Source organism: Streptomyces puniciscabiei, assembly GCF_006715785.1.
Classification (GTDB): domain Bacteria; phylum Actinomycetota; class Actinomycetes; order Streptomycetales; family Streptomycetaceae; genus Streptomyces; species Streptomyces puniciscabiei.
This window is the reverse complement of record NZ_VFNX01000001.1, coordinates 5479809-5506137: the sequence shown is the minus strand read 5'-3', so window position 1 is coordinate 5506137 and position 26329 is coordinate 5479809. Positions and strand designations below refer to the sequence as shown.

The 26329-nt window shown below is 71.5% G+C and carries 27 protein-coding genes and 1 pseudogene; 15 read left to right on the top strand and 13 right to left on the bottom strand.

Annotation, left to right across the window (positions count from 1 at the left end):
• Positions 1–66: 66 nt before the first annotated feature.
• The 5 genes from FB563_RS25470 (at position 67) to thpD (ending at position 4014) form a co-directional block, all read left to right on the top strand.
• Positions 67–606 carry a DinB family protein gene (locus FB563_RS25470; protein ID WP_055707917.1) on the top strand — a complete coding sequence of 180 codons (540 nt, stop codon included), beginning with the start codon at positions 67–69 and terminating at the stop codon, positions 604–606.
• Between the two features lie 255 nt (positions 607–861).
• Positions 862–1380 carry a diaminobutyrate acetyltransferase gene (ectA, locus tag FB563_RS25465; protein WP_055707918.1) on the top strand — a complete coding sequence of 173 codons (519 nt, stop codon included), beginning with the start codon at positions 862–864 and terminating at the stop codon, positions 1378–1380.
• Positions 1381–1404: 24 nt separating this feature from the next.
• Positions 1405–2676: a diaminobutyrate--2-oxoglutarate transaminase gene (ectB, locus tag FB563_RS25460; protein ID WP_055707919.1), complete on the top strand. Its 1272-nt coding sequence runs from the start codon at positions 1405–1407 to the stop codon at positions 2674–2676.
• 22 nt (positions 2677–2698) lie between these two features.
• Entirely contained in the window at positions 2699–3103 is a 405-nt protein-coding gene (locus FB563_RS25455) for an ectoine synthase (protein WP_055707920.1), read from the top strand.
• A gap of 5 nt (positions 3104–3108) precedes the next feature.
• A complete protein-coding gene (gene thpD, locus FB563_RS25450) occupies positions 3109–4014 on the top strand; it encodes an ectoine hydroxylase (RefSeq protein ID WP_055707921.1) in 906 nt (301 codons plus the stop codon).
• 62 nt (positions 4015–4076) lie between these two features.
• Here the strand turns inward: thpD and FB563_RS25445 are convergent, their stop codons facing one another.
• The 4 genes from FB563_RS25445 to FB563_RS25430 form a co-directional block, all read right to left on the bottom strand.
• Positions 4077–5138, bottom strand: coding sequence for an aminotransferase class V-fold PLP-dependent enzyme (locus FB563_RS25445; protein ID WP_055707930.1), 1062 nt, complete (start codon positions 5136–5138; stop codon positions 4077–4079).
• 97 nt (positions 5139–5235) lie between these two features.
• Positions 5236–5952 carry a DsbA family oxidoreductase gene (locus FB563_RS25440; protein WP_055707922.1) on the bottom strand — a complete coding sequence of 239 codons (717 nt, stop codon included), beginning with the start codon at positions 5950–5952 and terminating at the stop codon, positions 5236–5238.
• Between the two features lie 75 nt (positions 5953–6027).
• Positions 6028–6534, bottom strand: coding sequence for a GNAT family N-acetyltransferase (locus FB563_RS25435; RefSeq protein ID WP_199832904.1), 507 nt, complete (start codon positions 6532–6534; stop codon positions 6028–6030).
• Positions 6531–7523: a GlxA family transcriptional regulator gene (locus tag FB563_RS25430; RefSeq protein ID WP_055707923.1), complete on the bottom strand. Its 993-nt coding sequence runs from the start codon at positions 7521–7523 to the stop codon at positions 6531–6533. Before FB563_RS25430 ends, FB563_RS25435 begins: the two co-directional genes overlap by 4 nt.
• A gap of 70 nt (positions 7524–7593) precedes the next feature.
• Between FB563_RS25430 and FB563_RS25425 the strand changes: the two genes are divergently transcribed.
• Complete coding sequence (locus tag FB563_RS25425; RefSeq protein ID WP_055707924.1) at positions 7594–8982, top strand: MFS transporter; 1389 nt, start codon at positions 7594–7596, stop codon at positions 8980–8982.
• Here FB563_RS25425 and FB563_RS25420 read toward each other — a convergent pair.
• Both FB563_RS25420 and FB563_RS25415 read right to left on the bottom strand, forming a co-directional pair.
• Positions 8942–9550, bottom strand: coding sequence for a DUF1349 domain-containing protein (locus FB563_RS25420; RefSeq protein ID WP_055707925.1), 609 nt, complete (start codon positions 9548–9550; stop codon positions 8942–8944). The genes FB563_RS25425 and FB563_RS25420 overlap by 41 nt on opposite strands.
• Positions 9551–9595: 45 nt before the next feature.
• On the bottom strand, positions 9596–11125 hold the full coding sequence (locus FB563_RS25415; RefSeq protein ID WP_079048923.1) for an aldehyde dehydrogenase (NADP(+)): 1530 nt from the start codon (positions 11123–11125) through the stop codon (positions 9596–9598).
• 131 nt (positions 11126–11256) lie between these two features.
• On the opposite strand from FB563_RS25415, the gene FB563_RS25410 reads away from it, so the two are divergent.
• From FB563_RS25410 to FB563_RS25385, 6 genes are all read left to right on the top strand, one after another.
• Positions 11257–12027: an IclR family transcriptional regulator gene (locus FB563_RS25410; protein ID WP_055707927.1), complete on the top strand. Its 771-nt coding sequence runs from the start codon at positions 11257–11259 to the stop codon at positions 12025–12027.
• Between the two features lie 49 nt (positions 12028–12076).
• A complete protein-coding gene (locus tag FB563_RS25405; protein ID WP_055707928.1) occupies positions 12077–12547 on the top strand; it encodes a GNAT family N-acetyltransferase in 471 nt (156 codons plus the stop codon).
• Positions 12548–12625: 78 nt separating this feature from the next.
• Positions 12626–13573 carry a hypothetical protein gene (locus tag FB563_RS25400; protein WP_142218918.1) on the top strand — a complete coding sequence of 316 codons (948 nt, stop codon included), beginning with the start codon at positions 12626–12628 and terminating at the stop codon, positions 13571–13573.
• Entirely contained in the window at positions 13570–14811 is a 1242-nt protein-coding gene (locus FB563_RS25395) for a sensor histidine kinase (RefSeq protein ID WP_055703522.1), read from the top strand. The genes FB563_RS25400 and FB563_RS25395 overlap by 4 nt, the downstream gene beginning before the upstream one ends.
• Positions 14812–14841: 30 nt before the next feature.
• Positions 14842–15501 carry a response regulator transcription factor gene (locus tag FB563_RS25390; protein WP_055703521.1) on the top strand — a complete coding sequence of 220 codons (660 nt, stop codon included), beginning with the start codon at positions 14842–14844 and terminating at the stop codon, positions 15499–15501.
• 77 nt (positions 15502–15578) lie between these two features.
• A complete protein-coding gene (locus FB563_RS25385) occupies positions 15579–17033 on the top strand; it encodes a peptidoglycan D,D-transpeptidase FtsI family protein (RefSeq protein WP_055703520.1) in 1455 nt (484 codons plus the stop codon).
• A gap of 21 nt (positions 17034–17054) precedes the next feature.
• Here the strand turns inward: FB563_RS25385 and FB563_RS25380 are convergent, their stop codons facing one another.
• A complete protein-coding gene (locus FB563_RS25380) occupies positions 17055–18452 on the bottom strand; it encodes an NCS2 family permease (protein ID WP_055703519.1) in 1398 nt (465 codons plus the stop codon).
• A 171-nt stretch (positions 18453–18623) separates the two neighbouring features.
• On the opposite strand from FB563_RS25380, the gene FB563_RS25375 reads away from it, so the two are divergent.
• The gene (locus FB563_RS25375; RefSeq protein ID WP_055703518.1) at positions 18624–19193 is read left to right on the top strand and encodes a SigE family RNA polymerase sigma factor; all 570 of its coding nucleotides are present in this window, start codon (positions 18624–18626) and stop codon (positions 19191–19193) included.
• Positions 19190–20038 (top strand): hypothetical protein, encoded by an 849-nt coding sequence (locus tag FB563_RS25370; RefSeq protein WP_055703517.1) that lies wholly within the window; start codon positions 19190–19192, stop codon positions 20036–20038. Before FB563_RS25375 ends, FB563_RS25370 begins: the two co-directional genes overlap by 4 nt.
• A gap of 88 nt (positions 20039–20126) precedes the next feature.
• Here the strand turns inward: FB563_RS25370 and FB563_RS25365 are convergent, their stop codons facing one another.
• Positions 20127–20924, bottom strand: a complete 798-nt coding sequence (locus FB563_RS25365) for an HAD family acid phosphatase (protein ID WP_055703516.1) — start codon at positions 20922–20924, stop codon at positions 20127–20129.
• Positions 20925–21119: 195 nt separating this feature from the next.
• Here FB563_RS25365 and FB563_RS25360 point away from each other — a divergent pair, with 195 nt between their 5' ends.
• Entirely contained in the window at positions 21120–21608 is a 489-nt protein-coding gene (locus FB563_RS25360; RefSeq protein ID WP_055703515.1) for a hypothetical protein, read from the top strand.
• An 85-nt stretch (positions 21609–21693) separates the two neighbouring features.
• On the opposite strand, the gene araD is transcribed toward FB563_RS25360, so the two are convergent.
• From araD to FB563_RS25335, 5 genes and pseudogenes are all read right to left on the bottom strand, one after another.
• Positions 21694–23427, bottom strand: coding sequence for an L-arabinonate dehydratase (gene araD / locus FB563_RS25355; RefSeq protein ID WP_107100477.1), 1734 nt, complete (start codon positions 23425–23427; stop codon positions 21694–21696).
• A complete protein-coding gene (locus tag FB563_RS25350) occupies positions 23424–24335 on the bottom strand; it encodes a dihydrodipicolinate synthase family protein (protein WP_055703513.1) in 912 nt (303 codons plus the stop codon). Before FB563_RS25350 ends, araD begins: the two co-directional genes overlap by 4 nt.
• Positions 24332–25015, bottom strand: coding sequence for a GntR family transcriptional regulator (locus tag FB563_RS25345; protein ID WP_055703512.1), 684 nt, complete (start codon positions 25013–25015; stop codon positions 24332–24334). Before FB563_RS25345 ends, FB563_RS25350 begins: the two co-directional genes overlap by 4 nt.
• A 116-nt stretch (positions 25016–25131) precedes the next feature.
• Positions 25132–25900 (bottom strand): annotated as a pseudogene (locus tag FB563_RS25340) (MBL fold metallo-hydrolase).
• A gap of 40 nt (positions 25901–25940) precedes the next feature.
• Positions 25941–26318, bottom strand: coding sequence for a hypothetical protein (locus FB563_RS25335; RefSeq protein WP_055703511.1), 378 nt, complete (start codon positions 26316–26318; stop codon positions 25941–25943).
• Between the last annotated feature and the right edge of the window lie 11 nt (positions 26319–26329).

Sequence of the window (26329 nt, the reverse complement as noted above, 5' to 3'; positions counted from 1 at the left end):
CCGGAAAGGGCCGTCCCTCCGGCTCGGCCGGGTTTCGATGTCAGTGGCCCGTGTCACCCTGCCCGCATGACCACGGACCAGACGCCCCAGGCCCCGCACACCCTCCCCGACGGCCGGCCCATCCCCTCGCTGACCGGGCCGGAGCGCCCCATGCTGGAGGGCTGGCTGGACTTCCATCGCGCCACGCTGGAGCTCAAGTGCCGGGGGCTGGACGACGCACAGGTGCGGCAGGCCTCGGCGGAGCCGTCGGAGTTGACGCTGCTCGGACTGGTGCAGCACCTGGCCGAGGTCGAGCGGAACTGGTTCCAGCGGGTGCTGGCCGGGCTGGACGTGCCGCCGGTGTTCGAGGAGGGGACGGGGTACGCCCTCGATCCGGAGCGGGGGCTGGAGGAGGCGCTGGACGCCTGGCGGTGGGAGGTCGCGCGCGGGCGGGAGCTGCTCGCCGGGCGGTCCCTGGAGGACACCGGACGGATCGTCGACGAGCCGCTGGCCGGCACCGAGGTCAGCGTGCGCTGGGTGCTGATCCACCTCATCGAGGAGTACGCCCGGCACAACGGACATGCCGACATTCTGCGTGAACGAATCGACGGGGTCACCGGAGCATGAATTCAATTTAGTTTCACAATTCCCGCGAATTTCCCGGGCGGCAGCTTCCCATCTTCTTCTGCCCGCTTTTTGCAAGGCTAAACAGGGAAGTTTCCTAGCGGTTTTCTGACGGTTTCCGTGGTGTGACACACTCCACAGCGCGGTGGCTTTGTCCCGATTTCATGCGGGTCAATCCTGGCATTTCGGCATGCCCTCTGTGCGGCACAGCGACGACGCCCGTGCATTTCCTAATTCGCCTCGCTAAATTCGTGCCGCATGACTGCCGCACCCGCAGACCTGATCGTCGACCAGCCGGCGGTGACGGACGGAGCCTCGCTCTGGCGTCTCGCCAAGGACTCGAAAACCCTCGACCTGAACTCCTCGTACAGCTATCTGCTGTGGTGCCGGGACTTCGCCGGCACCTCGGCGGTGGCGCGCGGTGCGGACGGGGAGCCGGTCGGCTTCGTCACCGGCTATGTGCGGCCGGAGCGCCCCCGCACGCTGCTCGTGTGGCAGGTCGCCGTCGACGCGGCGTACCGGGGGCACGGCATCGCCGCCCGGCTGCTGGACGGGCTGACCGCACGGCTCGCCGCCGAGCGCGGCATCACCGACGTGGAGACCACCATCACGCCCGGCAACACCGCCTCCGAGCGGCTGTTCACCTCGTTCGCCGCCCGCCACGGCGCCCGCCTGGAGCGCGAGGTGCTGTTCCCCGCCGAGCTGTTCCCGGACGGCCCGCACGACCCCGAAGTCCTCTACCGCATCGGCCCGTTGACCGACGCCACCCCCCACTGAAAGCCCACTGAGGAGCGATTCACCGTGACCATCACCCAGCCCGACCTCAGCGTCTTCGAGACACTCGAGTCCGAGGTGCGCAGCTACTGCCGCGGCTGGCCCACGGTCTTCGACCGCGCGCAGGGCAGCCGGATGTTCGACGAGGACGGTCATGTCTACCTCGACTTCTTCGCCGGGGCCGGCTCACTCAACTACGGCCACAACAATCCCGTACTCAAACGGGCGTTGATCGACTATCTGGCGCGTGACGGGGTGACCCACGGGCTCGACATGTCGACCACGGCCAAGCGGTCCTTCCTGCAGACCTTCCAGGATCTGGTGCTGCGCCCGCGCGATCTGCCGTACAAGGTCATGTTCCCGGGGCCGACCGGCACCAACGCCGTGGAGTCGGCGCTGAAACTGGCGCGGAAGGTGAAGGGGCGCGAGGCCATCGTGTCCTTCACGAACGCCTTCCACGGTATGTCGCTCGGCTCGCTCGCCGTCACCGGCAACGCCTTCAAGCGGGCCGGCGCCGGGATCCCGCTGGTGCACGGCACGCCGATGCCGTTCGACAACTACTTCGACGGCACCGTGCCGGACTTCCTGTGGTTCGAGCGGCTGCTGGAGGACCAGGGTTCCGGCCTCAACAAGCCCGCCGCGGTGATCGTGGAGACCGTGCAGGGCGAGGGCGGCATCAACGTGGCCCGGCCCGAGTGGCTGCGCGCGCTGAAGGAGCTGTGCGAGCGGCAGGACATGCTGCTGATCGTCGACGACATCCAGATGGGGTGCGGGCGGACGGGTGCCTTCTTCTCGTTCGAGGAGGCCGGGATCACGCCCGACATCGTCACCGTCTCCAAGTCCATCAGCGGCTACGGGCTGCCGATGTCGCTGTGCCTGTTCAAGCCGGAACTGGACGTCTGGGAGCCGGGTGAACACAACGGCACCTTCCGCGGCAACAACCCCGCGTTCGTCACCGCCACCGCGGCGCTGGAGACGTACTGGACCGACGGCTCGGCGATGGAGAAGCAGACCCGGGCCCGTGGTGAGCAGGTCGAGCAGGCGCTGATCGCCATCACCGAGGAGAACCTCGCCGACGTGAAGGAGTACCGCGGGCGCGGCCTGGTGTGGGGCATGGAGTTCCACGACAAGGGCCGGGCGTCCCGCATCGCGCGGCGGGCCTTCGAGCTCGGGCTGCTCATCGAGACGTCCGGCCCCGAGGGCGAGGTCGTCAAGCTGCTGCCCGCCCTCACCGTCACCCCCGACGAGCTGGACGAGGGCCTGAGCGTGCTCGCCCGTGCCGTCCGCGAAACCGCCTGATCCGACTAGGAGTTGCACCACTGTGATCGTCCGATCCTTCAAGGAGATCGAAGGCACCGACCGGCACGTCAGGGCGAAGTCCGGTACCTGGGAGAGCAAGCGGATCGTCCTCGCCAAGGAGCGGGTCGGCTTCTCCCTGCACGAGACCGTCCTGTACGCCGGGACCGAGACGTCGATGTGGTACGCCAACCACATCGAGGCCGTCGTCTGCACCAAGGGCGAGGCCGAACTGACCGACCACGAGGCCGGGACGACGTACACCATCACGCCCGGCACCATGTACCTCCTCGACGGGCACGAGCGGCACACGCTGCGCGTCAAGGAGGACTTCCACTGCATCTGCGTGTTCAACCCGCCGGTGACCGGACGGGAGGACCACGACGAGAACGGCGTCTACCCGCTGCTCACCGAGCCCGAGGAGGTGTGAGAACCATGACCACTGCCACGAACACCGCCCCCGTGAAGGATCTCTACCCGACCCGCGGCACCACCGAGGTGACCGTCCCGCGCCAGGACCCGGTCGTCTGGGGCTCCCCGGACACCCCGGGCCCGATCACCACGGCCGACCTGCAGGCGTACGAGCATGACGGCTTCCTCGCCATCGACGAGCTGATCACCCCGGACGAGGTCGAGGTCTACAAGCGCGAGCTGGACCGGCTGGTCACCGACCCGGCGATCCGCGCCGACGAGCGCTCCATCGTCGAGCCGAAGTCCAAGGAGATCCGCTCGGTCTTCGAGGTGCACCGGATCAGCGAGGTGTTCGCGAACCTGGTGCGCGATCCGCGGGTCGTCGGGCGCGCCCGGCAGATCCTCGGCTCGGACGTGTACGTCCACCAGTCCCGGATCAACGTCAAGCCCGGCTTCGGCGCGAGCGGCTTCTACTGGCACTCGGACTTCGAGACCTGGCACGCCGAGGACGGTCTGCCGAACATGCGCACGGTGTCCGTCTCGATCGCGCTGACCGAGAACTTCGACACCAACGGCGGCCTGATGATCATGCCGGGTTCGCACCGGACGTTCCTGGGCTGCGCCGGCGCCACGCCCAAGGACAACTACAAGAAGTCGCTGCAGATGCAGGACGCGGGCACGCCCTCGGACGAGGCGCTGACCGCGCTGGCGGGCGAGCACGGCATCCGGCTGTTCACCGGCAGGGCCGGCTCGGCGACCTGGTTCGACTGCAACTGCATGCACGGCTCGGGCGACAACATCACGCCGTTCCCGCGCAGCAACGTCTTCATCGTGTTCAACAGCGTGGAGAACGCTGCGGTGGAGCCGTTCGCGGCGCCCGTGCGGCGACCTGAGTTCATCGGCGCCCGGGACTTCACTCCGGTGCGGTAACCGCTCGAAAGCAACCGGGCCGGGGCCTCCTGTGTGGGACGGGACGCCCCGGCCCGGTCGGGTCAGCCGGCCAGCGCGTCCAGCAGACGGTCGACGTCGGCGGGGGTGTTGAAGAGGTGGAAGGACGCGCGGAGGTTGCCCGCGCGGTTGGAGACCTCGATGCCCGCCTCGCTCAACTCGGGCTGCCGGGAGCCGAGTTCCGGCACCGAGACGATCGCCGAGCCCGGGGCGGGCACCGGCTCGTGGCCGAGGGCGGCCAGCCCCGCCCGGAACCGGTCGGCGAGGGCGACGTCGTGGGCGTGCACGGCGGCGACGCCCAGTTCCTCGATCAGCTCCAGCGAGCGACGCAGGCCCGCGAAGGTGAACAGGGCGTGGGTGAGATCGAATCGCCGTGCGGAGTGGGCGAGTTCGGCGACCGGGCCGTAACAGCTGTCCCACGGCTGCTCGGCCGCGACCCAGCCGGCGAGCACCGGGCTCAGCCCGCCGAAGTCCTCGGGGACCGTGAGGAAGGCCGCGCCGTGCGGGCCGAGCAGCCACTTGAAGGAGACCGTGGCGGTGAAGTCGTAGGCGTCCGCGTCCATCGGCAGCCAGCCGGCGGCCTGGGAGAAGTCGACGTAGGTGCGTGCCCCGTGCGCGCGGGCGGCCTCCCTGAGGGCGGCCAGGCCGGCGAGGCGCCCGTCGGCGGACTGGGCGGCGCTGACCGCGACCAGCGCGGTGCCGGGGCGGACCGACTCGGCGATCCGCTCCAGCGGGACCGTGCGGACCTTGAGGTCACCGCGGACGTGGAACGGGTTCAGTACGGAGGTGAAGTCGTCCTCGGCGGTGAGGACCTCCGCGCCGGCGGGCAGCGAGGCGGCGATCACCCCGGTGTGCGCCGCGACCGAGGCGCCCGCGGCCACCCGGGTGGCGGGGACGCCGGCGAGCCGGCCGTATCCGGCCCGGCAGGCCTCCACGTCCTCGTGCAGCGGGATCAGCGGCCGGCCCTCGGCCCGCAGCAGCGCCGCCTCGTGCAGGGCGGCGACGGTGCGGGCGGGCAGCAGGCTGTTGCTGGCGGTGTTGAGATAGGTGCTCTTGGGGGCGAACTCGGCGCGGACGCGGCTGTCGAACGTCTCCGTGGTCTCCATGGGACCACTGTGCGGCCCCGTGAAGTCGTAGTCCATTGCGGATTTTTACGTGGATCCGCTTAGGAAGCCTTATACGTCCGGGCCGACCTGCGGTTTCTCAGTGCTGCGGCACCGCGCACCCGTCCGGGCCGCAGGCGTCGGCACCGGTCTGCTCGACCAGCTTCAGCGGGGAGCGCTCGCCCCAGGCCTGGGTCAGCGCCCGGGTGAAGACCTCGGCGGGCTGGGCGCCGGAGACGCCGTACGTGCGGTCGAGGACGAAGAAGGGCACGCCGTTCGCGCCGAGCTGGGCGGCCTCGCGCTCGTCGGCGCGGACCTCCTCGGCGTAGCGGGAGGGGTCGGCGAGCACCGCGCGGGCGGCCTCGGCGTCGAGACCGGCCTCCACGGCGAGTTCGACGAGCCGCTCGTCGCCCTCGGTGAAGACGGACCGCTCCTCGGCGAAGTTGGCCCGGTACAGGATCTGGATCAGCTCGTCCTGCCTGCCCTGCTCCTTGGCGAAGTGCAGCAGGCGGTGCATGTCGAAGGTGTTGCCGTGGTCGCGGCCCCGGGTGCGGTAGTCCAGGCCCTCGGCGGCGGCCTGGGCACCGAGGTTGTCCTCGCCGGCCTCGGCCTGGGCCTCGCTCATGCCGTACTTCCTGGTCAGCATGGTGATCACCGGCTGGACGTCGCCCTTGGCGCGGCCCGGGTCCAGCTCGAAGGAGCGGTGCACGACCTCGACGTCCTCGCGGTGCGGGAAGGCAGCCAGCGCCTTCTCGAAGCGGGCCTTGCCCACATAGCACCAGGGGCAGGCGATGTCGCTCCAGATCTCGACGCGCATGTCTTCGGCTCTCTTCGGGTCGTACGGGCGCGGAGGCTCTCTCCGGCTGGTACGTGAACGTTCAAGCAGCGCGTTTCATTCCCGGGGTGGCACGGCGTACCTCAGGAAGAGGTGGTGGTCGCCCTCGGCCGGCGGGTTCTCCGGGTCCGGCGCCCAGCCCTGGCGGTCGTAGAAGGCCTGGGCCCGTCGGTTGTCCACGTGGACGTCGAGGACCGCCGTGCGCTTGCCACCCACCCGCCACTCCTCCACACAGGCCGCGTGCAGGGCCGTACCGATCCCGGAGCGCCAGTGGTCGGGGTCGACGTGGAACTGGAAGAGCTTGACGGTGTCGGCGCAGGCGCCCTCCGGGGGGCGGAAGGAGGCGATGCCGACGATCCGGCCCTGCTCGACGGCGCACAGCACCTGGCCGTCGGGACGCCCGATGGAGGCCCGCCAGGCCTCGGTCCAGTCGAAATCGGCCTGCGGGACACCGTCCGGGTAGTACGTCGAACGGGCCCGGAGGTGAAGCTCGGCGATGACCTCGGCCTCGGCGGGCAGGGCGGTACGGATCACCGGGCCGCTCGTGACACGTTGACTGATCATGCAACGGAGGACGTGACCGCACCGGACGTGGTTCCGGACCCGGTTCCGAGGCGGCTGAACTGGGCCCGGTACGCACTCGGGGTGAGGCCGGTGCGGCGGACCAGGTGGGCGCGCAGGGAGTCGGCCGTGCCGAGGCCGCAGGCGGTGGCCACCTGGTCCATGGGCAGCGTGGTGGTCTCCAGGAGTTCCTTGGCGCGCTCGATGCGCTGGTGGAGGAGCCACTGCAGGGGGCTGACCCCGCTCTCCGCGTGGAAGCGGCGGGTGAGTGTGCGCACCGAGACCCCGGCGTGCCGGGCCAGGTCGGTGAGGGTGAGCGGCTTGTCGAGGTGGCGCATGGCCCAGCCGCGGGTGTCGGCGCAGGCGGTGCCGCGCTCGGGCGGCAGCGGGGTGTGGGCGAACTGGGTCTGGCCGCCGGGGCGGACCGGGGCGACCAGGGCGAGGCGGGCGACCTCGTTGGCGACGGCGGCGCCGTAGTCGGTGCGGATGAGGTGCAGGCACAGGTCGATGCCGGCGGCGTAGCCGGAGGAGGTGACGTACGGCCCGTCCTGGACGTAGAGGACGTCACCCTGCAGCTGGACCTGGGGGTACCGCTTGCGCAGTTCGTCGGCGTGCGCCCAGTACGTGGTGGCCCTGCGGCCGTGCAGCAGGCCCGCCTCGGCGAGCTGGAAGGCGCCGGTGCAGATGGAGGCGATCCGCTTGCCGTCGGCGGCGGCCGCACGGACGGCGGCCACGATCCGGGGCTCCGGCTCGAACGGGGCGCCGGTGCCCGCGACGACCACCGTGTCCGCATCCCGCACCGCGTCGAGCCCGTGGCGTACGTACAGGTCGAGTCCGCCGGTGGTGGGGACCGGGCCCGGGTCCGCGGTGCAGACGATCACCTCGTAGCACGGCCGGCCGTCCACCTCCACCTTGCCGAACAGCATCTCGGGAATCGCGAGGTTGAACATCGAGACCGGCGAGGGTGCGATGACGGCGACACGGTGCGGCATGGCCAGAACCTCCGGGCGTATGGCATTCAGGCCACTACTGTACGGCGGCGGAGCTCCGCACCATGGGGACATGTCAACGAACCAGATGCCCAGGGCCGCACAACTCGCCCCTGCGGAAGGAGACTTGGGACCCACACGGTCCTCCGCCGCGCTCACCCTCACCGCCGCCCTGCTCGGCTTCGCGCTGATCTGCCTCGACGCGTCCGTGGTCAATGTGGCGCTGCCCGCGATCGGCTCCTCCCTGGGCGGCGGGATGTCCGGCCTGCAGTGGGTGGTGGACGCCTACACGCTGGCCTTCGCCGCGCTGATGCTGTCCACCGGGGCCTTCTCCGACCGGACCGGGGCGAGCCGGGCGTTCGCCCTCGGCACCAGCGTGTTCACGCTCGCCTCGGCGGCCTGCGGACTGGCGCCGAACCTGCCGGCCCTGATCGGCGCGCGGGTGGTCCAGGGCGTCGCGGCGGCCGTGGTGCTCCCGGCCACGCTGGCGCTGGTGCGGCAGGCGTACCGGGAGCCGGCGCGGCGGGCCCGCGCGGTGGCGACCTGGGCGGCGGGCGGTTCGCTGGCCGTGGCGCTCGGTCCGGTGGCGGGCGGTGCGCTGACCACCGCCTGGGACTGGCGCGGCATCTTCTTCGTCAACCTGCCGGTGGGCGCCGCGATCCTGGCCCTGCTGGTCCGCGCCCCGCGCTCGCGGCCCCGCCCGGCACCGCTGGACCTGCCGGGCCAGCTGACGGCGGTGGTGGCCCTGGTCTGCCTGACCTTCGCGGTCATCGAGGGCGGGACGGCGGGCTGGGCGGCACTGACGGTGGCGGTCCTCGCGGGCGCGGCGTTCCTGCGCATCGAGGCGCGCCAACCCCACCCGGTGGTGCCCCTCGGCCTGTTCCGCGACCGGACCGTGGCCACGGCGGTGGCGGCCGGCTCCGCGTGCAGCGTGGCCTTCTTCGGCATGGTGTTCGTCTTCTCGCTGTTCTTCCAGCAGGTGCAGGGCCACTCCGCGCTGTACGCCGGGCTGATGTTCCTGCCGATGACGGGCCTGATCGCGGTGACGAACGTGGTGGCGGGCAAGCTCGCGGGGCGTCACGGCCCCCGGCTGCCGATGCTGGTGGGCCAGCCGCTCGCCGTCGCCGGCCTGCTCCTGCTGCTGTACGTCGACGCCGGCACGCCCCCGGCCCTGGTGTCCGTGCTGCTGGTGCCGCTGGCCCTGGGCTGTGCGCTGACGGTGCCGCCGCTGACCGCCGCGATGATGGAGGCCGTACCCGCCGAGCGGGCGGGCCTCGCGGCCGGGGTGCTCAACTCGGCCCGGCAGGTGGCCGGCGGCCTGGGCATCGCGGTGTTCGGGGCGCTGCTCGGCCATGGCTTCGAGGCCGGCCTGCGCTGGAGCCTGGCCGTCGGCGCGGCCCTGCTCACGGTGACCTTCGCCCTCAGCTTCCGTCTCGCAGGTCGCTCGGCCAGGACGTCCTGAACTCGAGGTGGTCGTACGTGACCACGCACCCCTCCCCCAGTGGCGACTGGGTCATGAAGCCGACCAGCGCGTCCCCGGTCTCCTTCTCGTCGCCGAGGGTGAACAGCCGGACGAAGGTCCAGCGCTCGCCGTCCCGGGAGGCGTGGAAGGCGAAGGCCCGGCCGGTCCGGCTGATCCGCAGCCACACCGAACTCCCCTGCACGGTGAAGGAGTTGGCGTCGTCGGAGTGTCCCCGGGTGACCACCGTGCAGACGGTGGGCACGTCCGGGGAGTACTCCAGACAGAGCTTGGCCCAGGCCCGGTCACCGACGTGGACGTACAGCACGCCGGCGTCGAAGGACGCGCTGAACCCGACGGTGACCCGGGCGATCAGCTGGAAGTCCCCGTCCGGCGCACCCAGCAGCCGGGGCGCGTCGGAGGCGGGGTCCAGGGCCTCCCCGGTGGGCGTGACGAACCGGTCCTGCCGGGGGCCGGCCCACCCGGTGAGCACACCGTCCTCGTACGACCAGTGCCCGTCGGGCCCGTAGGTGCGGAGCGGGAAGGGGAGTTCGGGGAGTTCCACGTCCATGGTCCGATTGTCCCAGCGTGTCTCGGCGGAAGGTTCGAGTCCGGGCTATCGCTCCAGAACCCCGTTGAACCTCCGGGGAAGTCCCAGCGGGTTGTCGTCCCTCAGCTCGGCCGGCAGCAGGGCCGACGGCGCGTTCTGGTAGGCGACCGGCCTCAGCCACCGCTCGATGGCCGTACCGCCCACGGACGTGGACGTGGAGGTCGTAGCCGGGTAGGGCCCCCCGTGGTGCTGGGCCGGCGCCACCGCGACCCCCGTCGGCCACGCGTTGACCACCACGCGCCCGGCCAGCGGGGTCAGCTCGGCGAGGATCTCCGCGCCGCGCCCCTGGCCGGCCGCCTCCTCGGCGGACAGCTGCACCGTCGCCGTCAGGTTGCCCGGCAGACGGGAGAGAACCGCCGCCGCCTCACTCTCGTTCTCGTAGCGGACCACCACGGTGACCGGTCCGAAGCACTCCTCCAGGAGCCGGTCGTGGTCCCCCTCCTCGGCCAGCCTGCTCGCCGGCACCGTGAGGAACCCGGCGCTGACCGTGTGCTCGCCGCCCGCCCCCGGGGTGACCGGGGAGTCCACCTCGGGGAGCTGCGCCCGCTCGGCCACCCCGGCGATGAAGTTGTCCCGCATCCGGTGGTCGAGCAGCACCCCCGCCCCGGTGTCGCTCACCGCGGCCGTCAGGGCCTTGACCAGGCCGTCGCCCGCCGCGCCGGACGGCACCAGCACCAGACCGGGCTTCACGCAGAACTGCCCGACCCCCAGCGTCATCGACCCGGCGAGCCCGGTGCCGATCTCCTCGGCCCGCTCGACGGCGGCGGCCTCGGTCACCAGGACCGGGTTCAGCGAGCCCAGCTCACCGTGGAACGGGATCGGCACGGGCCGGGCGGCGGCCGCGTCGAAGAGGGCGCGTCCGCCCCGTACGGAACCGGTGAAGCCCGCGGCGGAGACCAGCGGGTGCTTGATCAGCTCGACGCCCGCCTCGAAGCCGTGCACGAGGCCGACGACGCCCTCCGGGATGCCGTGCTCGGCGGCGGCCCGGCGCAGCACCTTGGCGACCAGCTCGGACAGGGCCGGGTGGTCGGGGTGGGCCTTGACGACGACCGGGCAGCCCGCGGCGAGCGCGCTCGCGGTGTCGCCGCCGGCGACGGAGAAGGCGAAGGGGAAGTTGGAGGCGGAGTAGACGGCGACGACGCCGAGCGGCACCTTGTAGCGGCGCAGGTCCGGGATGGGCGGGGTCGCGGTGTCGTCGGGGTGGTTGATGACGACGTCGAGGAAGGCGCCCTCGTCGACGATGCCGGCGAAGGCCCGCAGCTGGTAGCTGGTGCGGGCGAGTTCACCGGTCAGCCGGACCGGGCCGAGGGCGGTCTCGGCGTCGGCGGTCTCGACCAGGCCGTCCCTGGCCGCGTCCAGGCCCGCGGCGGCCGAGCGCAGGAAGGCGGAGCGCACCGCACGGTCGGCGAGGGCGCCGCGTGCGGCGTGGGCCGCCCGGACCGCCGCGTCCACCTCCTGGGCGGTAGCCTCCACCGCAACCTGCTCACGCTGCTTCCCGGTACGCGGGTCGACACTCCAGACTGGTGCTGCTGCCACCGCGGGTCCCTCCAGTAAGGCCGCACGAAGTAGGGTCACCGATCAGCCGCGTTCGATATACTGAACGCTGTCTCTGATGATGAATATGCTGCTCGGAGACTATTTCCCGGCGATTGAAGGGGTCAAGGGCGATGTCGGCTGGCGAGACAGGCGGGGCGCAGGTCAAGTCCGCGGTACGGACCGTTGAATTGCTCGAGTACTTCGCCGGCAAGCCCGGCATGCACTCCCTCGCGGCCGTGCAGGAGGCCGTCGGATACCCCAAGTCCAGCCTGTACATGCTGCTGCGCACGCTCGTGGAGCTGGGCTGGGTGGAGACCGACGCGACGGGCACCCGGTACGGCATCGGGGTGCGGGCGCTGCTGGTCGGCACCTCGTACATCGACGGCGACGAGGTGGTGGCCGCCGCCCGGCCGACGCTCGACCGCCTCTCCGACGACACCACGGAGACCATCCACCTGGCCCGGCTCGACGGCACCAACGTCGTCTACCTCGCCACCCGGCAGTCCCAGCACTACCTGCGCCCCTTCACCCGGGTCGGGCGCCGGCTCCCGGCCCACTCCACCTCCCTCGGCAAGGCGATCCTCGCCACCTACACCGACGAACAGGTGCGCAAGCTGCTGCCGGAGACGCTGCCCGCGCTCACCGAGAACACCCTCACCGACCGGGAGAAGCTCATCGAGGAGCTGCACCAGGTGCGGGAGCAGGGCTTCGCGGTCGACCGCGAGGAGAACACCCTCGGCCTGCGCTGCTTCGGCGTGGCGATCCCCTACCGCACCCCCGCCCGGGACGCGATCAGCTGCTCGGTGCCGGTGGCCCGGCTGACCCCCGCCCACGAGCAGATGATCAAGGACGCGCTGTTCGACGCCCGCGACCGGCTGACGCTCGCGACGCGCAGGCTCTGAGCGCGGGCGGTCGTGCGCCCGGCGCCCGGCCGTCGTAGGGTCGATCCCCATGGAGATCGCGCTGCGTGTCGTCGAGGACGGTGACCTGCCGGTGTTCTTCCGGCAGATGACCGACCCGGAAGCCGTCCGGATGGCCGCGTTCGGCCCGGAGAAGCCCTACGACCGGGAGTCCTTCGCGGCCCACTGGGAGCGGCTGCGCAACTCCTCCGACATACAGCGCACGGTCCTGGCCGACGGCCACGTGGTGGGCAGCGCGGCGGTCTACGGGGCGGCCGGCGAGCGCGAGGTGACCTACTGGATCGACCGCGCCTACTGGGGCCGGGGCGTCGCCACGGCGGCGCTGCGGGCCCTGCTGGCCGAGGTACCCGAACGGCCGCTGTACGCGCGGGCGGCGGCCGACAACGCCGCGTCGCTGCGGGTGCTGCACAAGTGCGGGTTCCGCGAGACGGCCAGGGCCCGGGGGTACGCGAGCGGGCGGGGCCGGCAGATCGAGGAGGTCGTGCTCGTCCTGGACGCCTGAGTTCCTCCCCCGTGCGGCGGAGACGGATCGTCGGGCCGCAGGAGGTGAACACCCTCGCCCACACGGGAGCGTTGGGCCATGACGAACTCAACCGCCCCTGCTCCCGCCGGTGTCGGCGCCGTCCGGCGCTCGCTCCGGCTCGTCGCCGTCGCCGCCTGCCTGCCCTATCTGTCCCTCAAGCTCGCCTGGATCGCCGGCAGCCACCTCGGCATCCCGGACGGCAGCCCGCTCCTGGAGCACCGGCTGACCATGGCGCTCGCCAACGGCCTCACCGTGCTGATGGACGCGGCCGTCGTGGTGCTGGCGCTGCTGCTGACCCGCCCGTGGGGGCGCCGGGCGCCCGCCTGGCTGCTCGCGGTGCCGATGTGGCTCGCCGCGGGACTCCTCGCGCCGATCATGGTGGGCTTCCCGTTGCAACTCCTCCTGCACACCGGCCAGGGCGGGGGCGGCGGCGCGGGTGACAGGCCCTTCCTGGCCGACTGGGTCTTCGGGATGGTGTACGGCGGGTTCATCGTGCAGGGGCTGGCGCTCGGCGCGTTGTTCACCGGGTACGCCCGCGAGCGCTGGGGGCATCTGTGGCGGGGGCGGGTGCGGGAGCTGCCGGGCACCGGGAGCGCGGGGAGGGCACGCCGGCGGACGGCCGTGGCGGCGGCGCTGGTCGCGCTGGTCCCGTGCGCTGTGCGGCTGCTGAGGGGCTCTGGGGCGATCGGGCCCGACGGCGGCGGGGACCGGTCCATGGAGTTCGTCTACGTCCTCTTTCTCGCCGGGGCCGTCACCGGTGCCTGGCAGCTCGCCTTCCGCCGGGGCGCCGGGCTGCCGGTCGCCGTGCCGCTCGCCCTGGCCTGGACCGGCTCCGGGGCGGTGGCCTGCTGGGGCGGCTGGATGTCGCTGGCGGTGCTGGTGACGGGCGACGTGCCGGCACCGCTGACCGGCCTCGCCTACGCTGGGCAGGTGATCACCGGCATCCTCGTGGCGAGCGTCATCGCCCGCTTCCTCATGGACCGGCCCGCCAAGGTGGCCCAGTGACAAGGGCGTTGGGGACGCTGCTGGGCGGGCGGGCGCGGCGCCGGTGGATCCATCTGATCCTCGGCGGCGCGCTCGCCATGCCGTACGTCCTCGTCGGCTCGGTGATCGTCGGGCCGCTCACCGGTGTGGACGACGTCTTCCAGTCGCTGCCGCTCCAACTGGGTTCGTTCGCGGTCGGGTTGCCGATCGCCGCCGTCACCGCGCTGTTCCCGCTGACCCGGCCGCTGGAGTCGGCGGCGGTACGGGCCCTGTGCGGGATCGACGCGGACCTGCTCGCCCACGGCCCGGCCCGGACGCGGGCCGAACGGGCCCGTACGGCGGCCTGGTTCACGCTGCACCTCGGCCTCGGCGGGATCATCGCCGGAATGTCGCTGGCCGTGCCGCCGTTCGCGGTGGTGCTGATCGTGCTGCCCCTGTTCGCGGGACTGCGCCGCTCCCCGCTCGCCCTGCCCCATGCCCTCGACCACGGCTGGGCGGCCGCGCTGTCCCCGCTCGCGGGCCTGGCCATGCTGTTCGCGCTCGCCGCGTGCGCCGCCGGCTGCGGGGCGCTGCTGGCCCGCTGGGCGCCCGCGCTGCTCGGACCCACCCGCGAGGACCGGCTGGCCGCCGCCGAGGCCCGCGCCGCCGACCTCGCCGTGCGCAACCGGCTCGCCCGCGAGCTGCACGACTCCGTCGGCCACGCGCTGAGCGCCGTCACCCTCCAGGCGGGCGCGGCCCGCCGGCTCCTCGACACCGACCCGGAGTTCGTGCGCGAGGCGCTCGCCGCCATCGAGGAGACCACCCGGCGCACGGTCGGCGAACTCGACTCCGTGCTGGGCGTGTTGCGGGACGGGGACGCGCCCGGCACCGCGCCCGCGCCGACCCTGGAGAGCGACCTGGAGGGTCTGCTGCGCCGGACCCGGGCCGCCGGGCAGCCCGTGACGGCCACCGTCGCCGCCGACCCCGCCGCGCTGCCGCCGCTGGTCTCCCGGGAGGCGTACCGGATCGTGCAGGAGGGGCTGAGCAACGCCCTGAAGCATGCCGGTACGCCCGTCACCGTCCGCATCGCCTCCGCCGCCGGGCATCTGGAGCTCACCGTCGAGAACCCCCTGGGCGCGGCCCCGGCTCCCCGGCCCGGCGGCGGCCACGGTCTGCGGGGCATCGCCGACCGGGTGCGGCTGCTCGGCGGCACGGCACAGGCGGGGCCGGCGGGAGACACCTGGCGCCTGTGCGTACGACTTCCGTTGAAGGCTGCCTGACACCGCAGCGTGACCGCCGAAAGGACTCGTATGCCCCAGCCCGCGATCCGGACCGTCCTCGCCGAGGACGAACGCATGGTCCGCACCGCCCTGCGTGCCATCCTCTCCGTCGAGCCCGACGTGGAGGTGGTCGGTGAGGCGGCGACCGGTGCCGAGGCCGTGTCCGTCGTGCGGGAGCTGCGGCCCGATGTCGTCCTCATGGACGTCCGCATGCCGGAGATCGACGGCATCCGGGCCACCGAGCAGATCCTCGCCGGCCTTGACGAGCCGCCCCGGATCGTGGTCGTGACCACCTTCGAGAACGACTCCTACGTGTACGACGCGCTGCGCGCCGGAGCCTCCGGGTTCCTGCTCAAGCGGGCGGACGCCGACACCCTCGTACAGACGGTACGGCTGGTCGCGCGCACCGACAGCCTGCTGTTCCCGTCGGCCGTCCGCGCCCTCGCGGCCGAACACGGGCGCGGGGCCGCCCCGTCCGCGCCGTGGGTGAGCAAACTCACCGGACGCGAGCGCGATGTGCTGCGGCACATGGCCGAGGGACTGACCAACGCCGAGATCGCCCGGCGGCTGGACGTGGGTCCCGCCACCGTGAAGTCGCACGTCGCGGCGGTGCTGGCCAAGACGGGCACCCGGGACCGCACCCAGGCGGTGATCGCCGCCTACGAGGCCGGTTTCCTGAGCGCGCGGTGAGGCGTTTGCTGAGCGCACGATGAGAAAACGGGGCGTACGGGAACGATCGGCCCCGTCCCGCTCGTCTTCGGAGCGGGATGAACAAGACGATCAGGCGGGTGTCCGTCTTCACGCTGCTGCTCGTGCTCGCTCTGCTGGTCAGGGCGACGTGGGTGCAGTTCTACGACGGCAAGGCCCTCGCGGACGACAACAGCAACCGGCGCAACGCGATCCAGACGTACTCGCGGCCGCTGGGGAACATCATCGTGGCCGGGAACGCGATCACCGGCTCCACCCGGACGAAGGGGAGCGACCTCGCGTACAAGCGGACGTACACGGACGGCAGGCTCTACGCCGCGCTGACGGGCTACGCCTCGCAGGCCTACGCCCCCACCCAGCTCGAGGGCATCTACAAGGACGTGCTCAACGGCACGGACAACCGGCTGAAGACCGTGCTGGACACGCTCACCGGCAAGCGCGCCGACCCGGGCAACGTGCTCACCACCATCGACCCGGACGTGCAGAAGGCGGCCTACCGCGCGCTCGGCGGCAAGAAGGGCGGGGCCGTCGCGATCGACCCGAAGACCGGCAAGATCCTCGCCGTGGTTTCCACACCGTCGTACGACCCCTCCGCGCTGACCGATGCCAATACGGCCGGGTCCGCCTGGAAGCAGCTCAATGCCGACAAGGACAAGCCGCTCACCAACCGCGCGCTGCGCCAGCCGCTGCCGCCGGGCTCGACCTTCAAGCTGGTCGTGGCGGCGGCCGCGCTGGAGGACGGGCTGTACAAGAACGTGGACGACCCGACCGACAGCCCGGACCCCTACACCCCGCCGGGCACGACGCACGTGCTGGTGAACGAGAACAAGTCGGCGCCGTGCAAGAACGCCTCGATCCGCAAGGCCCTGCAGTACTCCTGCAACAACGTCTTCGGGCACATGGCCGTCCAGCTCGGCCAGGACAAGGTGAGGGCCATGGCCGAGAAGTTCGGTTTCAACGACGACGCGCAGGACGTGCCGGTGCGGGCCTACGCCAGCGTGTACCCCTCCGGCATGGACCAGCCGCAGACCGCGTATTCCGGCATCGGCCAGTTCGACGTCACCGCGACCCCGCTGCAGATGGCCATGGTGTCCGCGGCCATTGCCAACGGCGGCAAGCTGGTCTCGCCGCACATGGTGTCGCAGATCACCGACAGCGGCGGTGATGTGTTGCAGAACTACGACGACAGCGCGGACAGCAAGGAGATCGTCAGTTCCTCCACCGCCGGCCAGCTGCAGTCGGCGATGGAGACGGTGGTCAAGGACGGCACCGGCACGAACGCCCTGATCGACGGCGCCACCGTCGGCGGCAAGACCGGCACCGCCCAGCACGGCGAGAACAACAGCAAGACGCCGTACGCCTGGTTCACGTCCTTCGCCAAGTCCGACACCAACGGCAAGGAGGTGGCTGTCGCTGTGATGATCGAGCAGTCGGACGCGGCTCGGTCGGAGGTCAGCGGCAACGGTCTGGCGGCGCCGGTGGCCAAGGCGATGATGCAGGCGGCGCTGAAGTAGGGCGCCCGTAAGGCGCGTGCCTTACTTCACCCCGAGGATCTGCTCGACGGGGTCGATCGCGAAGTACACCAGGAACAGCGCCGAGACCCCCCACAGCAGCCAGTTGACCTCCCGCGCCTTGCCCAGCACCGACTTGATGACGACGTAGGACAGGAAACCGGCCCCGATCCCGTCGGTGATGGAGTAGGTGAAGGGCATCGCCGCGATGGTCAGGAACGCGGGGATGGCGATCTCGTACCGGTCCCAGTCGATGTGCTTGACGTGGGTCATCATCAGGAAGCCCACCGCGATCAGCGCGGGGGCCGCGGCCTGGAGCGGGACGATGGTGAGCAGCGGGGTGAGGAAGAGGGCGAGGCCGAACAGGCCGCCGGTGACGAGGTTGGCGAGGCCGGTGCGGGCGCCCTCGCCGACGCCGGCCGCGGACTCGATGTAGGCGGTGTTGGAGGAGGCCGAGCCGAGACCGCCGGCGACGGCCGCGGCGCCGTCGATGAACAGCACCCGTCCGATGCCGGGCACCTGCCCCCTGTCGTCCAGCAGTCCGGCCTCGGCGCTGATGCCGACGATCGTGCCCATGGCGTCGAAGAAGTCGGACAGGATGAGGGTGAAGACCAGCAGGACGGCGGTGAGGACGCCGGCCTTGGCGAAACCGCCGAACAGGCTGAAGTGACCGATGAGCCCGAAGTCCGGTGCGGCCACGAGCTTGTCGGGGACCTTGGGCGTGGTCAGGCCCCAGCTCTTGATGTCGGCGACGGCGTTGATGACGATCGCGACGACGGTCATCGTCACGATGCTGATGAGGATCGCGCCCTTCACCTTCCGCGCGAGCAGCGCGACGGTCAGCAGCACGCCGAGACAGAAGACGAGCACGGGCCAGCCGGTGAGGCGCCCGACGGCGCCGAGCTGCACCGGCACGGTGGTGTGCGCGGCATCGGGGATGCGGCTGACGAACCCGGCGTCCACGAAGCCGATGAAGGCGATGAACAGGCCGATACCGACGCCGATGGCCTGCTTCAGCTGCTGCGGGATGGCGTTCATGATGGCCTTCCGCAGGCCGGTGAGGACCAGCAGGCAGATGACCAGGCCCTCCAGGACCACCAGGCCCATCGCGTCGGGCCAGCTCATCAGGGGCGCCAGCTGGAAGGCGACGACCGCGTTGAGGCCGAGGCCGGCGGCGATGGCGAGCGGGAGGTTGCCGCCGACGCCCATCACGATCGTCATCACGCACGCCACCAGCGCGGTGGCGGTGACGAGTTGGCCGGTGTCCAGCGTGTGTCCGAACTTGTCCTTGGCGCTGCCCAGGATGATCGGATTCAGGACCAGGATGTAGGCCATGGTGAAGAACGTGGCGAAGCCGCCGCGTATCTCCCGGCCGAACGTGGATCCCCGCTCGGAGATCCTGAAGTACCGGTCCACTGACATGGTCCCACTCCTCGTCAATCTGATGATCGGCTTGCGGATGCTGGCTGGATTGTTCCCCTGTTCAACCTGTTTCAGGTTTTCCCCGTGTTACGGAATCTGGTTCGGTGGACCATACGTTGTCCGGCCACCCGTACAGTTCACTCGCCGAGCCGCACCGAGAAGGGGGCACCCGTGGGCACAGTCGTAGACGACGCCGCCTCCGTGGAGTTCCATGCCTTCTTCGAACGGCACTACGCCGAGCTCTCCCGTCTGGCCGCCCTGTTGACCGGTGAGGCGGACGCCGCCGACGACCTGGCGGCGGACGCGCTGCTGGCGCTGTGGCACCGCTGGGACCGGGTGCGCGCGGCCGACCACCCGGTGGCGTACGCGCGGGGCGTGGTCGCCAACCTGGCCCGCACCCGGATCCGCAGCGCGGTGCGCGAACGCCGCAGGATCGCGCTGTTCCGGTCGCACCGCGAGGAGCGGACCGAGAACCCGGACGTGCCCGGGGTGGTGGACGTGCAGGAGGCGCTGCGCAGACTGCCGTTCCGCAAACGGGCGTGTGTGGTGCTCCGGCACGCGTTCGACCTCTCGGAGAAGGACACCGCGCTCGCGCTCGGGGTCTCGGTCGGTACCGTGAAGAGCCAGACCTCCAAGGGCATGGCCGAACTGGCGCGCCTGCTGGGACCCCAGGGCGATCCGCGGCGGGTGCACGCGGCGATGGCGGCCCGGGGCGGCGGGAGCGGAGGAAGGAACCGATGAGGCGGCAGGACGTGCACGACGAGCTGCGCGCCCGGCTGCACGAGGCGGCCGAGGCCCACGAACCCGACCGCGCGCGCATCCTGGCCCGGATGGAGCGCGGCATGGCCGTGCCGTCCCGTCCCTCGGAGCGCCGGGCCACACCTCCGCCGGTGTTCGGCTGGCTCCGGGTGGCCGGCGCCACGGCGGCGGTCGCCGGGGTGCTGGCGGTCGGCGGCTACGCGGTGGCCTCCGCGGTCCGCGGCGACCAGCCGGCCCGGCAGGACGTCGCGGTCTCCCCTGCGCCCGGCTCCTCGCCGCCGGGGACCGGGCGTCCACGGGAGCATTCCGCCCATCCGGTGCCCGGCCCCGGCACCTCGCGCCCGTCCCGCACCCCGGGTACCACTCCGTCCCGGACACCGACAGCCCCCCAGCGGCCGCCCGTGGCACACGGCGACCAGGACGGCCCCCTGTGGTCGGACGGCTCGGTGGACCCGCACAGCAACGAATTCTGGGCGCAGAGCGATCTGACCCTGAAGACGTCGAAGCAACTCTCCTCGCTCACGGTGGTGTTGAAGGTCGCGCAGACCGGAGGGGTGTCCTCGACGGGCGCGTGGCGTTCGCTGCCGGAGGGTGACTTCACCCATACGGTCGAGGAGCGGGCCGGGTTCGTCGTCTACACATGGCGGCTCAAGGAGGGCCGTACGGTGCCCGCGGGGCAGTGGGTGTTCGCGGGGCAGTACGACCATGCGCGGGGCGGGCGCGACGCGAAGGACGACAGCTACCGGATCAGCGCTACCGCCGGGGGGCGTGCTTACACGGTGACCGGTGACTTCGCCGCGCACGGGGGCTCGGGCGGTACCTCCTGAGTCGCGGTTGCCGGCCCCCGCCACGGCACGGTGCTGCCGGTGACGGGGGCCGGGTGCGAGCGGCTGCTCGCCACCTGCGGGGACGGGCTCAGCTGACGAAGTAGGTCGGGTTCGGCAGCTTGTACGTGCGGTCGGCGTAACCGCCGTCCAGGTCCGAGTACTGGTCGCCGAAGTTGGCGATGATCTCGTAACCCAGGTCGTCCTCGATGTGCTTGCGGGTCCCGGACTTGTACTGCACGGTCGTGCAGGTCCAGGTGCCCGGGGTGGCGCAGTCGCTCAGGTAGGCCGGCGGGTTGGCCTTGTCCTTGAGGAACATGTGGTCGGCGTCGAGGTTCACATCGGCGCCGACCTTCTTCAGGTTCTCGACGGCGGCGGCACGCTGGGCCTCGCTCAGACCGGAGTTGTAGAAGACCTCGACGCCCTTGGACTCGGCGTACTGGACCAGCTCGGGGCTGCCGAAGACGGCCGGGCGGTCGGCCTTGTTCACGTAGTCGTTCCACGTGGTGGGGTTGAACGTGTAGTTGTAGCGCTTCTCGTAGTCGAGGCTGAGCAGCAGCGTGTCGTCGATGTCGAAGACCACGGCCGGCTTCTCGCCGTGGCGGTGCGCCTTGCGGGCCGCCTTGTCGATGTAGCGCTCGGCGGCGGCGTCGATGTCGGCCAGGTCCTGGGCGTAGGGGCTGTCCGGGGACGCCTGGTAGACGCCGTTGCCGTCGGCGTGGGTGCCGTAGTAGGTGTCGATGTCCTTCACCAACTGCCCTATGTTGTAGGGCTCGTGGGTGGAGTTCGCCGTCGACTGACCGGCGGTGGCCGCGCCCGCGCCGTACAGCGCGACGCCGGCGAGAGCACAGGCGGCACCGGCGGCGACGACTCTGTGGGACTTCCGCATGGATTCTCCGGATCTGGTGGATGAGAGTGATGTACCAGGTCGGGGACTGTCTACGCGCATAACACCGGGCACTGCGAGGCCTGTTATCCGATCGATACACTTTTCTCCGTGATCACTGAGCAGCAGGAGGGCCACCGGGAGGAGGACCCGGGCTGGTTGCCGTGACGGGCGGGCGAGAAAGGGAGGATCGTGGCCATGAGGTTCGTCAAGACGCACTGGCACGGCCACGGGTTCTACGTCGACCCCCGTGCCTACCTGGCCGAACTGCCCCGGCTGTACGGTGTTCTGCCGCCCGGGGCCTGGGAGTTCGCCTCGGACCCGGGGCACTACGACATTCCCGGCGCCGTCCGCTGTGTGAAGGACCTGGAGCTGGCCCACATCCGTCCGGCGACCGACAAGAGCGGGCAGCTCGTGCTGGAGTTCGCGCCGAACCGGTTCAAGCACGACTCCGGGCTGCGCATCACCTACTCGGGCGTGCGCCACTTCTCCATCGACCACCACCGGGCGATCGACTGGTTGCGCGTGGACACCGTGCTGCTCGACGAGATCCTCCCGGATGACGAGTCCCTCCCGGCCGAGGACGGTGCCGAGGCCGGCGGCTGTGTGCACGAGATCGCACTCACCGACGCCTCGATCACCGTCCGGTGCCAGGACCTCCGGGCCGAGTGGGGCAGCGGGAGCTGATCCACTCGGTGGAACGTCGTGTCGGCACAGGAAGCGCTTGCTACATACACATGGGTGAAGCGCTTCACCTCCCTCGATGCGTGGGTCAGCCGGCGTAGGGGTCCGGCACGTGGCCCGGCCGGGCCAGGAACTCGAAGTCGCAGCCGGTGTCGGCCTGCGTGACCTGGCTGTTGTAGAGGACGCCGTAGCCGCGCTCGAACCGGGCGGGCGGCGGGGTCCAGGCGGTGCGCCGGCGCTCCAGCTCCGCGTCGTCCACGTGGAGACGGAGGCTGCGGGCCTCGACGTCGAGGGTGATGAGGTCCCCGGTGCGCACGAGGGCCAGGGGGCCGCCGATGTACGACTCCGGGGCCACGTGCAGCACGCAGGTGCCGTAACTCGTGCCGCTCATCCGGGCGTCGGAGATGCGGACCATGTCCCGCACGCCCTGCTTGAGCAGGTGCTCGGGGATGGGGAGCATGCCGTACTCGGGCATGCCCGGGCCGCCCTTGGGACCGGCGTTGCGCAGCACCAGCACGCTGTCGGCGGTGATGCCGAGCGCGGGGTCGTTGATGGTGCGCTGCATGGTCCTGTAGTCGTCGAAGACCACGGCGGGGCCGGTGTGCTTGAGCAGGTGCGGCTCGGCGGCAATGTGCTTGACGACCGCGCCGTCCGGGCAGAGGTTGCCGCGCAGCACGGCGACCCCGCCCCCGCTCGCGACCGGGTTGTCGCGCGGGCGGATGACGTCGTCGTCGTGCACCTGGGCGCCCTGCAGCTGCTCCCGCAGGGTGTCGTACGACACCGTCGGCCGGTCCAGGTGGAGCAGGTCGGTGATCCGGGACAGGAAGCCGGGCAGGCCGCCCGCGAAGTGGAAGTCCTCCATCAGGTACTTCTGTCCGCCGGGGCGGACGTTGGCGAGGACGGGCACGGTCCGCGCGATGCGGTCGAAGTCGTCGAGGGTGAGCTTCACCCCGGCGCGGCCGGCCATGGCGATCAGGTGGATCACGGCGTTGGTGGAGCCGCCGAGGCCGAGGACCGTGGTGACCGCGTCCTCGAAGGCGTCACGGGTGAGGATCCGCGACAGCCTGCGATCGCCGCGCACCAGCTCCACGGCCGTCATCCCGGCCCTGGCGGCCATCCGGTCGTGCCCGGAGTCGACCGCGGGAATGCTCGAGGCGCCCGGCACGGTCACACCGAGGGCCTCGGCGGCGGCGGTCAGCGTGGACGCCGTGCCCATGGTCATGCAGTGCCCCGGGGAGCGCGCGAGGCCGCTCTCCAGCTCGGTCATCTCACAGTCGCCGATGAGCCCGGCGCGCCTGTCGTCCCAGTACTTCCACATGTCCGTACCGGACCCGAGCACCTCGCCCCGCCAGTGCCCCGGCAGCATGGGACCGGCGGGCACGAACACGGCGGGCAGGTCGGCGCTGGCCGCGCCCATCAGCAGCGCGGGCGTGGACTTGTCGCACCCGCCCATCAGCACGGTCCCGTCGACCGGATAGGACCGCAGCAGCTCCTCGGTCTCCATCGCCAGCAGGTTCCGGTAGAGCATCGGCGTCGGCTTCTGGAAGGTCTCGCTCAGGGTCGAGACCGGGAACTCCAGCGGAAACCCGCCGGCCTGCCACACCCCCCGCTTCACGGCCTGGGCGCGGTCGCGCAGGTGGACGTGGCAGGGGTTGATGTCGGACCAGGTGTTGAGGATCGCGATGACCGGCTTGCCGAGGTGCTCCTCGGGGAGGTAGCCGAGCTGCCGGGTCCGGGCCCGGTGGCTGAAGGACCGCAGCCCGTCGGTGCCGTACCACTGGTGGCTTCTCAGCTCCTGGGGCTTCTTGCGGGGCGCGTTCATATGGACCATCCGGCGGCGATGGCGGCGACCTCGGCACGCTCGTCCTCGGGCAGCGGCTTGCCCGGCGGGCGCACGTCCCGGCGGCACAGGCCGAGGGCGGCGAGGGCTTCCTTGACGACGGTGACGTTGTTGGCGGAGCCGTGGGCGGCGCGGAGTTCCTCGAAGCGGCGGATCCGCTCCCAGACCTTCATGGCGCCCGGGTAGTCCCCGGATCGAAGCGCTTCAATCATGTTCAGCGAGACGGCCGGGGCGACGTTCACGAGCCCGGAGGTGAAGCCGGTGGCGCCCGCGGAGAAGTAGGAGGGGGCGTAGGGCTCGGCGAGGCCCGCGACCCAGACGAAGCGGTCGAGGCCGGCGTCGCGGGCGAAGGCGGCGAAGCGGGCGGCGTCCGGGACGGCGTACTTCACGCCGATGACGTTCGGGCAGTGGTCGGCGAGTTCGGCGAGCCGGGCGCCGGTGAGCTGCGCGTTGCGGATGTACGGCACCACGCCCAGCTCGGGCACGGACTCGGCGATGGCGCGGTGGTAGTCGACCCAGCCGGCCGCCGAGACGTACGGGTGGACGGGCTGGTGGACCATGACCATCCCGGCGCCGAGGTCGCGGGCGTGCCGGGCGGAGGCGATGGCGGTGGGCAGGTCGTGGCCGACGCCGACGAGGATCGCGGCACGGTCACCCGCCTCCTCGATGGTCAACTCGGTGACCAGGCGGCGTTCTTCGGGGGTGAGGGCGTAGAACTCGCCGGTGTTGCCGTTCGGGGTGAGGGTGCGGATCCCGCCGTCGAGCAGGCGACGCAGCAGGGCCCGGTGGGTGGCGGGGTCTACGGAGCCGTCCGCGGCGAAGGGGGTCACCGGGATGGCCACCACGTCGGCCAGGGCCGCCCGCCCGGTCTCGAACGTCACGCTGCTCATGAATGGCCTTCCTCTGCGTGGGGGCCGGCGGCCGCGGTCTCCTCGGTGTCCGAGGGGAAGGCGCGCTGCACGAAGGAGGCGATGTGGGCGTGCAGGGCGCTCGCCGCGCCGTCGGCGTCGCCGTCGAGCGCGAGCCGGAGGATCTCCCGGTGCTCGGCGGCCTCCCGCTCCCAGGAGGGGTCGGCGGCCCAGGCGACGGCGGAGACCAGCGCGGCCTGGTCGCGGACCTCGTCCAGCATCCGGCCGAGCAGCGGGTTGCCGCACGGCAGGTACAGGGCGCGGTGGAACTCGCGGTTGGCGAGCGACCGTTCGGCGCTGTCGGTGGCGTGGTCGGCCCGGTTCAGCGCGTCGCGCGCGGCATCGAGGGAGGCGCCTCGCCCGACGGCTCTTCTCAGTGCCTCCGGTTCCAGCAGCAGCCGCACGTCGTAGACCTCGCGTGCCATGTCCGCGTCCACCATGCGCACCGTGACGCCCTTGTACTGGCTCATCACGACGAGTCCGGTCCCGGCAAGGGTCTTCAGCGCTTCCCGCACCGGGGTCTTGGACACCCCGAACTGCGCGGCCAGCTCCGTCTCGACCAGGGCCTGACCGGGCGTCAGCCGCCCGGTCAGGATGCGGTGTTTGATCGCGTCCAGCACGTACTGCGTGCGGGACGGGATCGGGGTGGGCACAGAGGTCATGCGGCCCTCTCGGATCTCATATATCGCGTCTCATATATGACGTACGAAGTATGACGCGTTGAAGGTAGGAGGGGGCCCGTGTTTCGTCAATGCTTCTGACAAAGAAGGTGGGGCCCTCAGACGGTGCGGGTGGCGCCCTCCACGGCGGTGTGCGTGGGCCGGCCGAAGACGGCGGCGGCGCGTGCGGTGGCTTCCTCGCGGGTGAGCCTGGGACCCACATGGGTGACGGCCAGTTCGCGTACGCGGGCCTCGCGGGCGATACGTCCGGCGTCCTCCGGCGTCAGATGGACCTGTTCGCCGTCGCGATGTTCGGTGATGTCCGCCTCGCACAGGAACAGGTCGGCGCGCAAGGCGAGTTCACCGAGCGCGGCACAGGGCCCGCTGTCCCCCGAGTAGGCGAGCACGCTGCCCTGGCGTTCGGCGCGCAGCCCGTACGCCTCGGTGTCGTGGGCGACGGCGCGGGCGGTGAGGCGGAGGTTCCAGTGCCGGACGTCATGGCCCTCGTACAGGGCCCGGAAGTCGAAAACGCCCTTGAGGAAGCCGACGTCCGCCCGCCCGAGGAAGCCGGCCAGCCGGCGGGCACAGTCCTGCGGGGCGTACACCGGGATCGGCGCGGCCGGGGTCATCCCGCCGAAGGCGAAGGCGTACGCGGCCGACAGCAGATCGGCGGTGGGGGCACCGCCCGGTCGAGCGAAGCCGAGACTGGGGGAGGTCGGCGTGCAGATGGGAGATCCAGATCGCGGTGAGCCGCGCGGGATCCGTGTGCCGCTGCAACGCGGCGAGCGTCCCCGGTCCCGCGTCCACCCACACCTCGGCACCCCCGCCGGACAGCACTGAGGGGCATGGGGGGAGAGTACGGCCCCCGGTGGTGCCGCCGTGGTCCACCCGGACAAGCGGAACCAGTGCTTTCGGTGATCGTCCCCCGTCACGGCGCGGGCAGCGTGAACACCAGGAACAGCACCGCCAGGGGCGGCAGCACGGCGAGGACCGCCGTCCAGGCACGCATGACGGACCAGCGGCGCTTCCAGGGCAGCAGCCAGGCCGTGAGCAGGGCGACGGCACACAGCGGGCCGCCGTAGTGGAGCAGGCCGAAGATCCAGGACAGGGAGGTGGTCAACGCGGCCGAGCAGTCGTCGGGGCCGCAGCTGTCCGTCGCCATCACGGAGAACCCGGCGAACAGGACGGCGGCCGGACCGAGCACGCCCAGCAGGACCGTCGCGATCGCCGGCGCCACCCAGGCCCGGGGGTCCCGCTCGGCCCGGTCGGCCGGTGCCGGAAGCGGTGCGATGTGCTGTGTCGTCATGCGATCAGTGC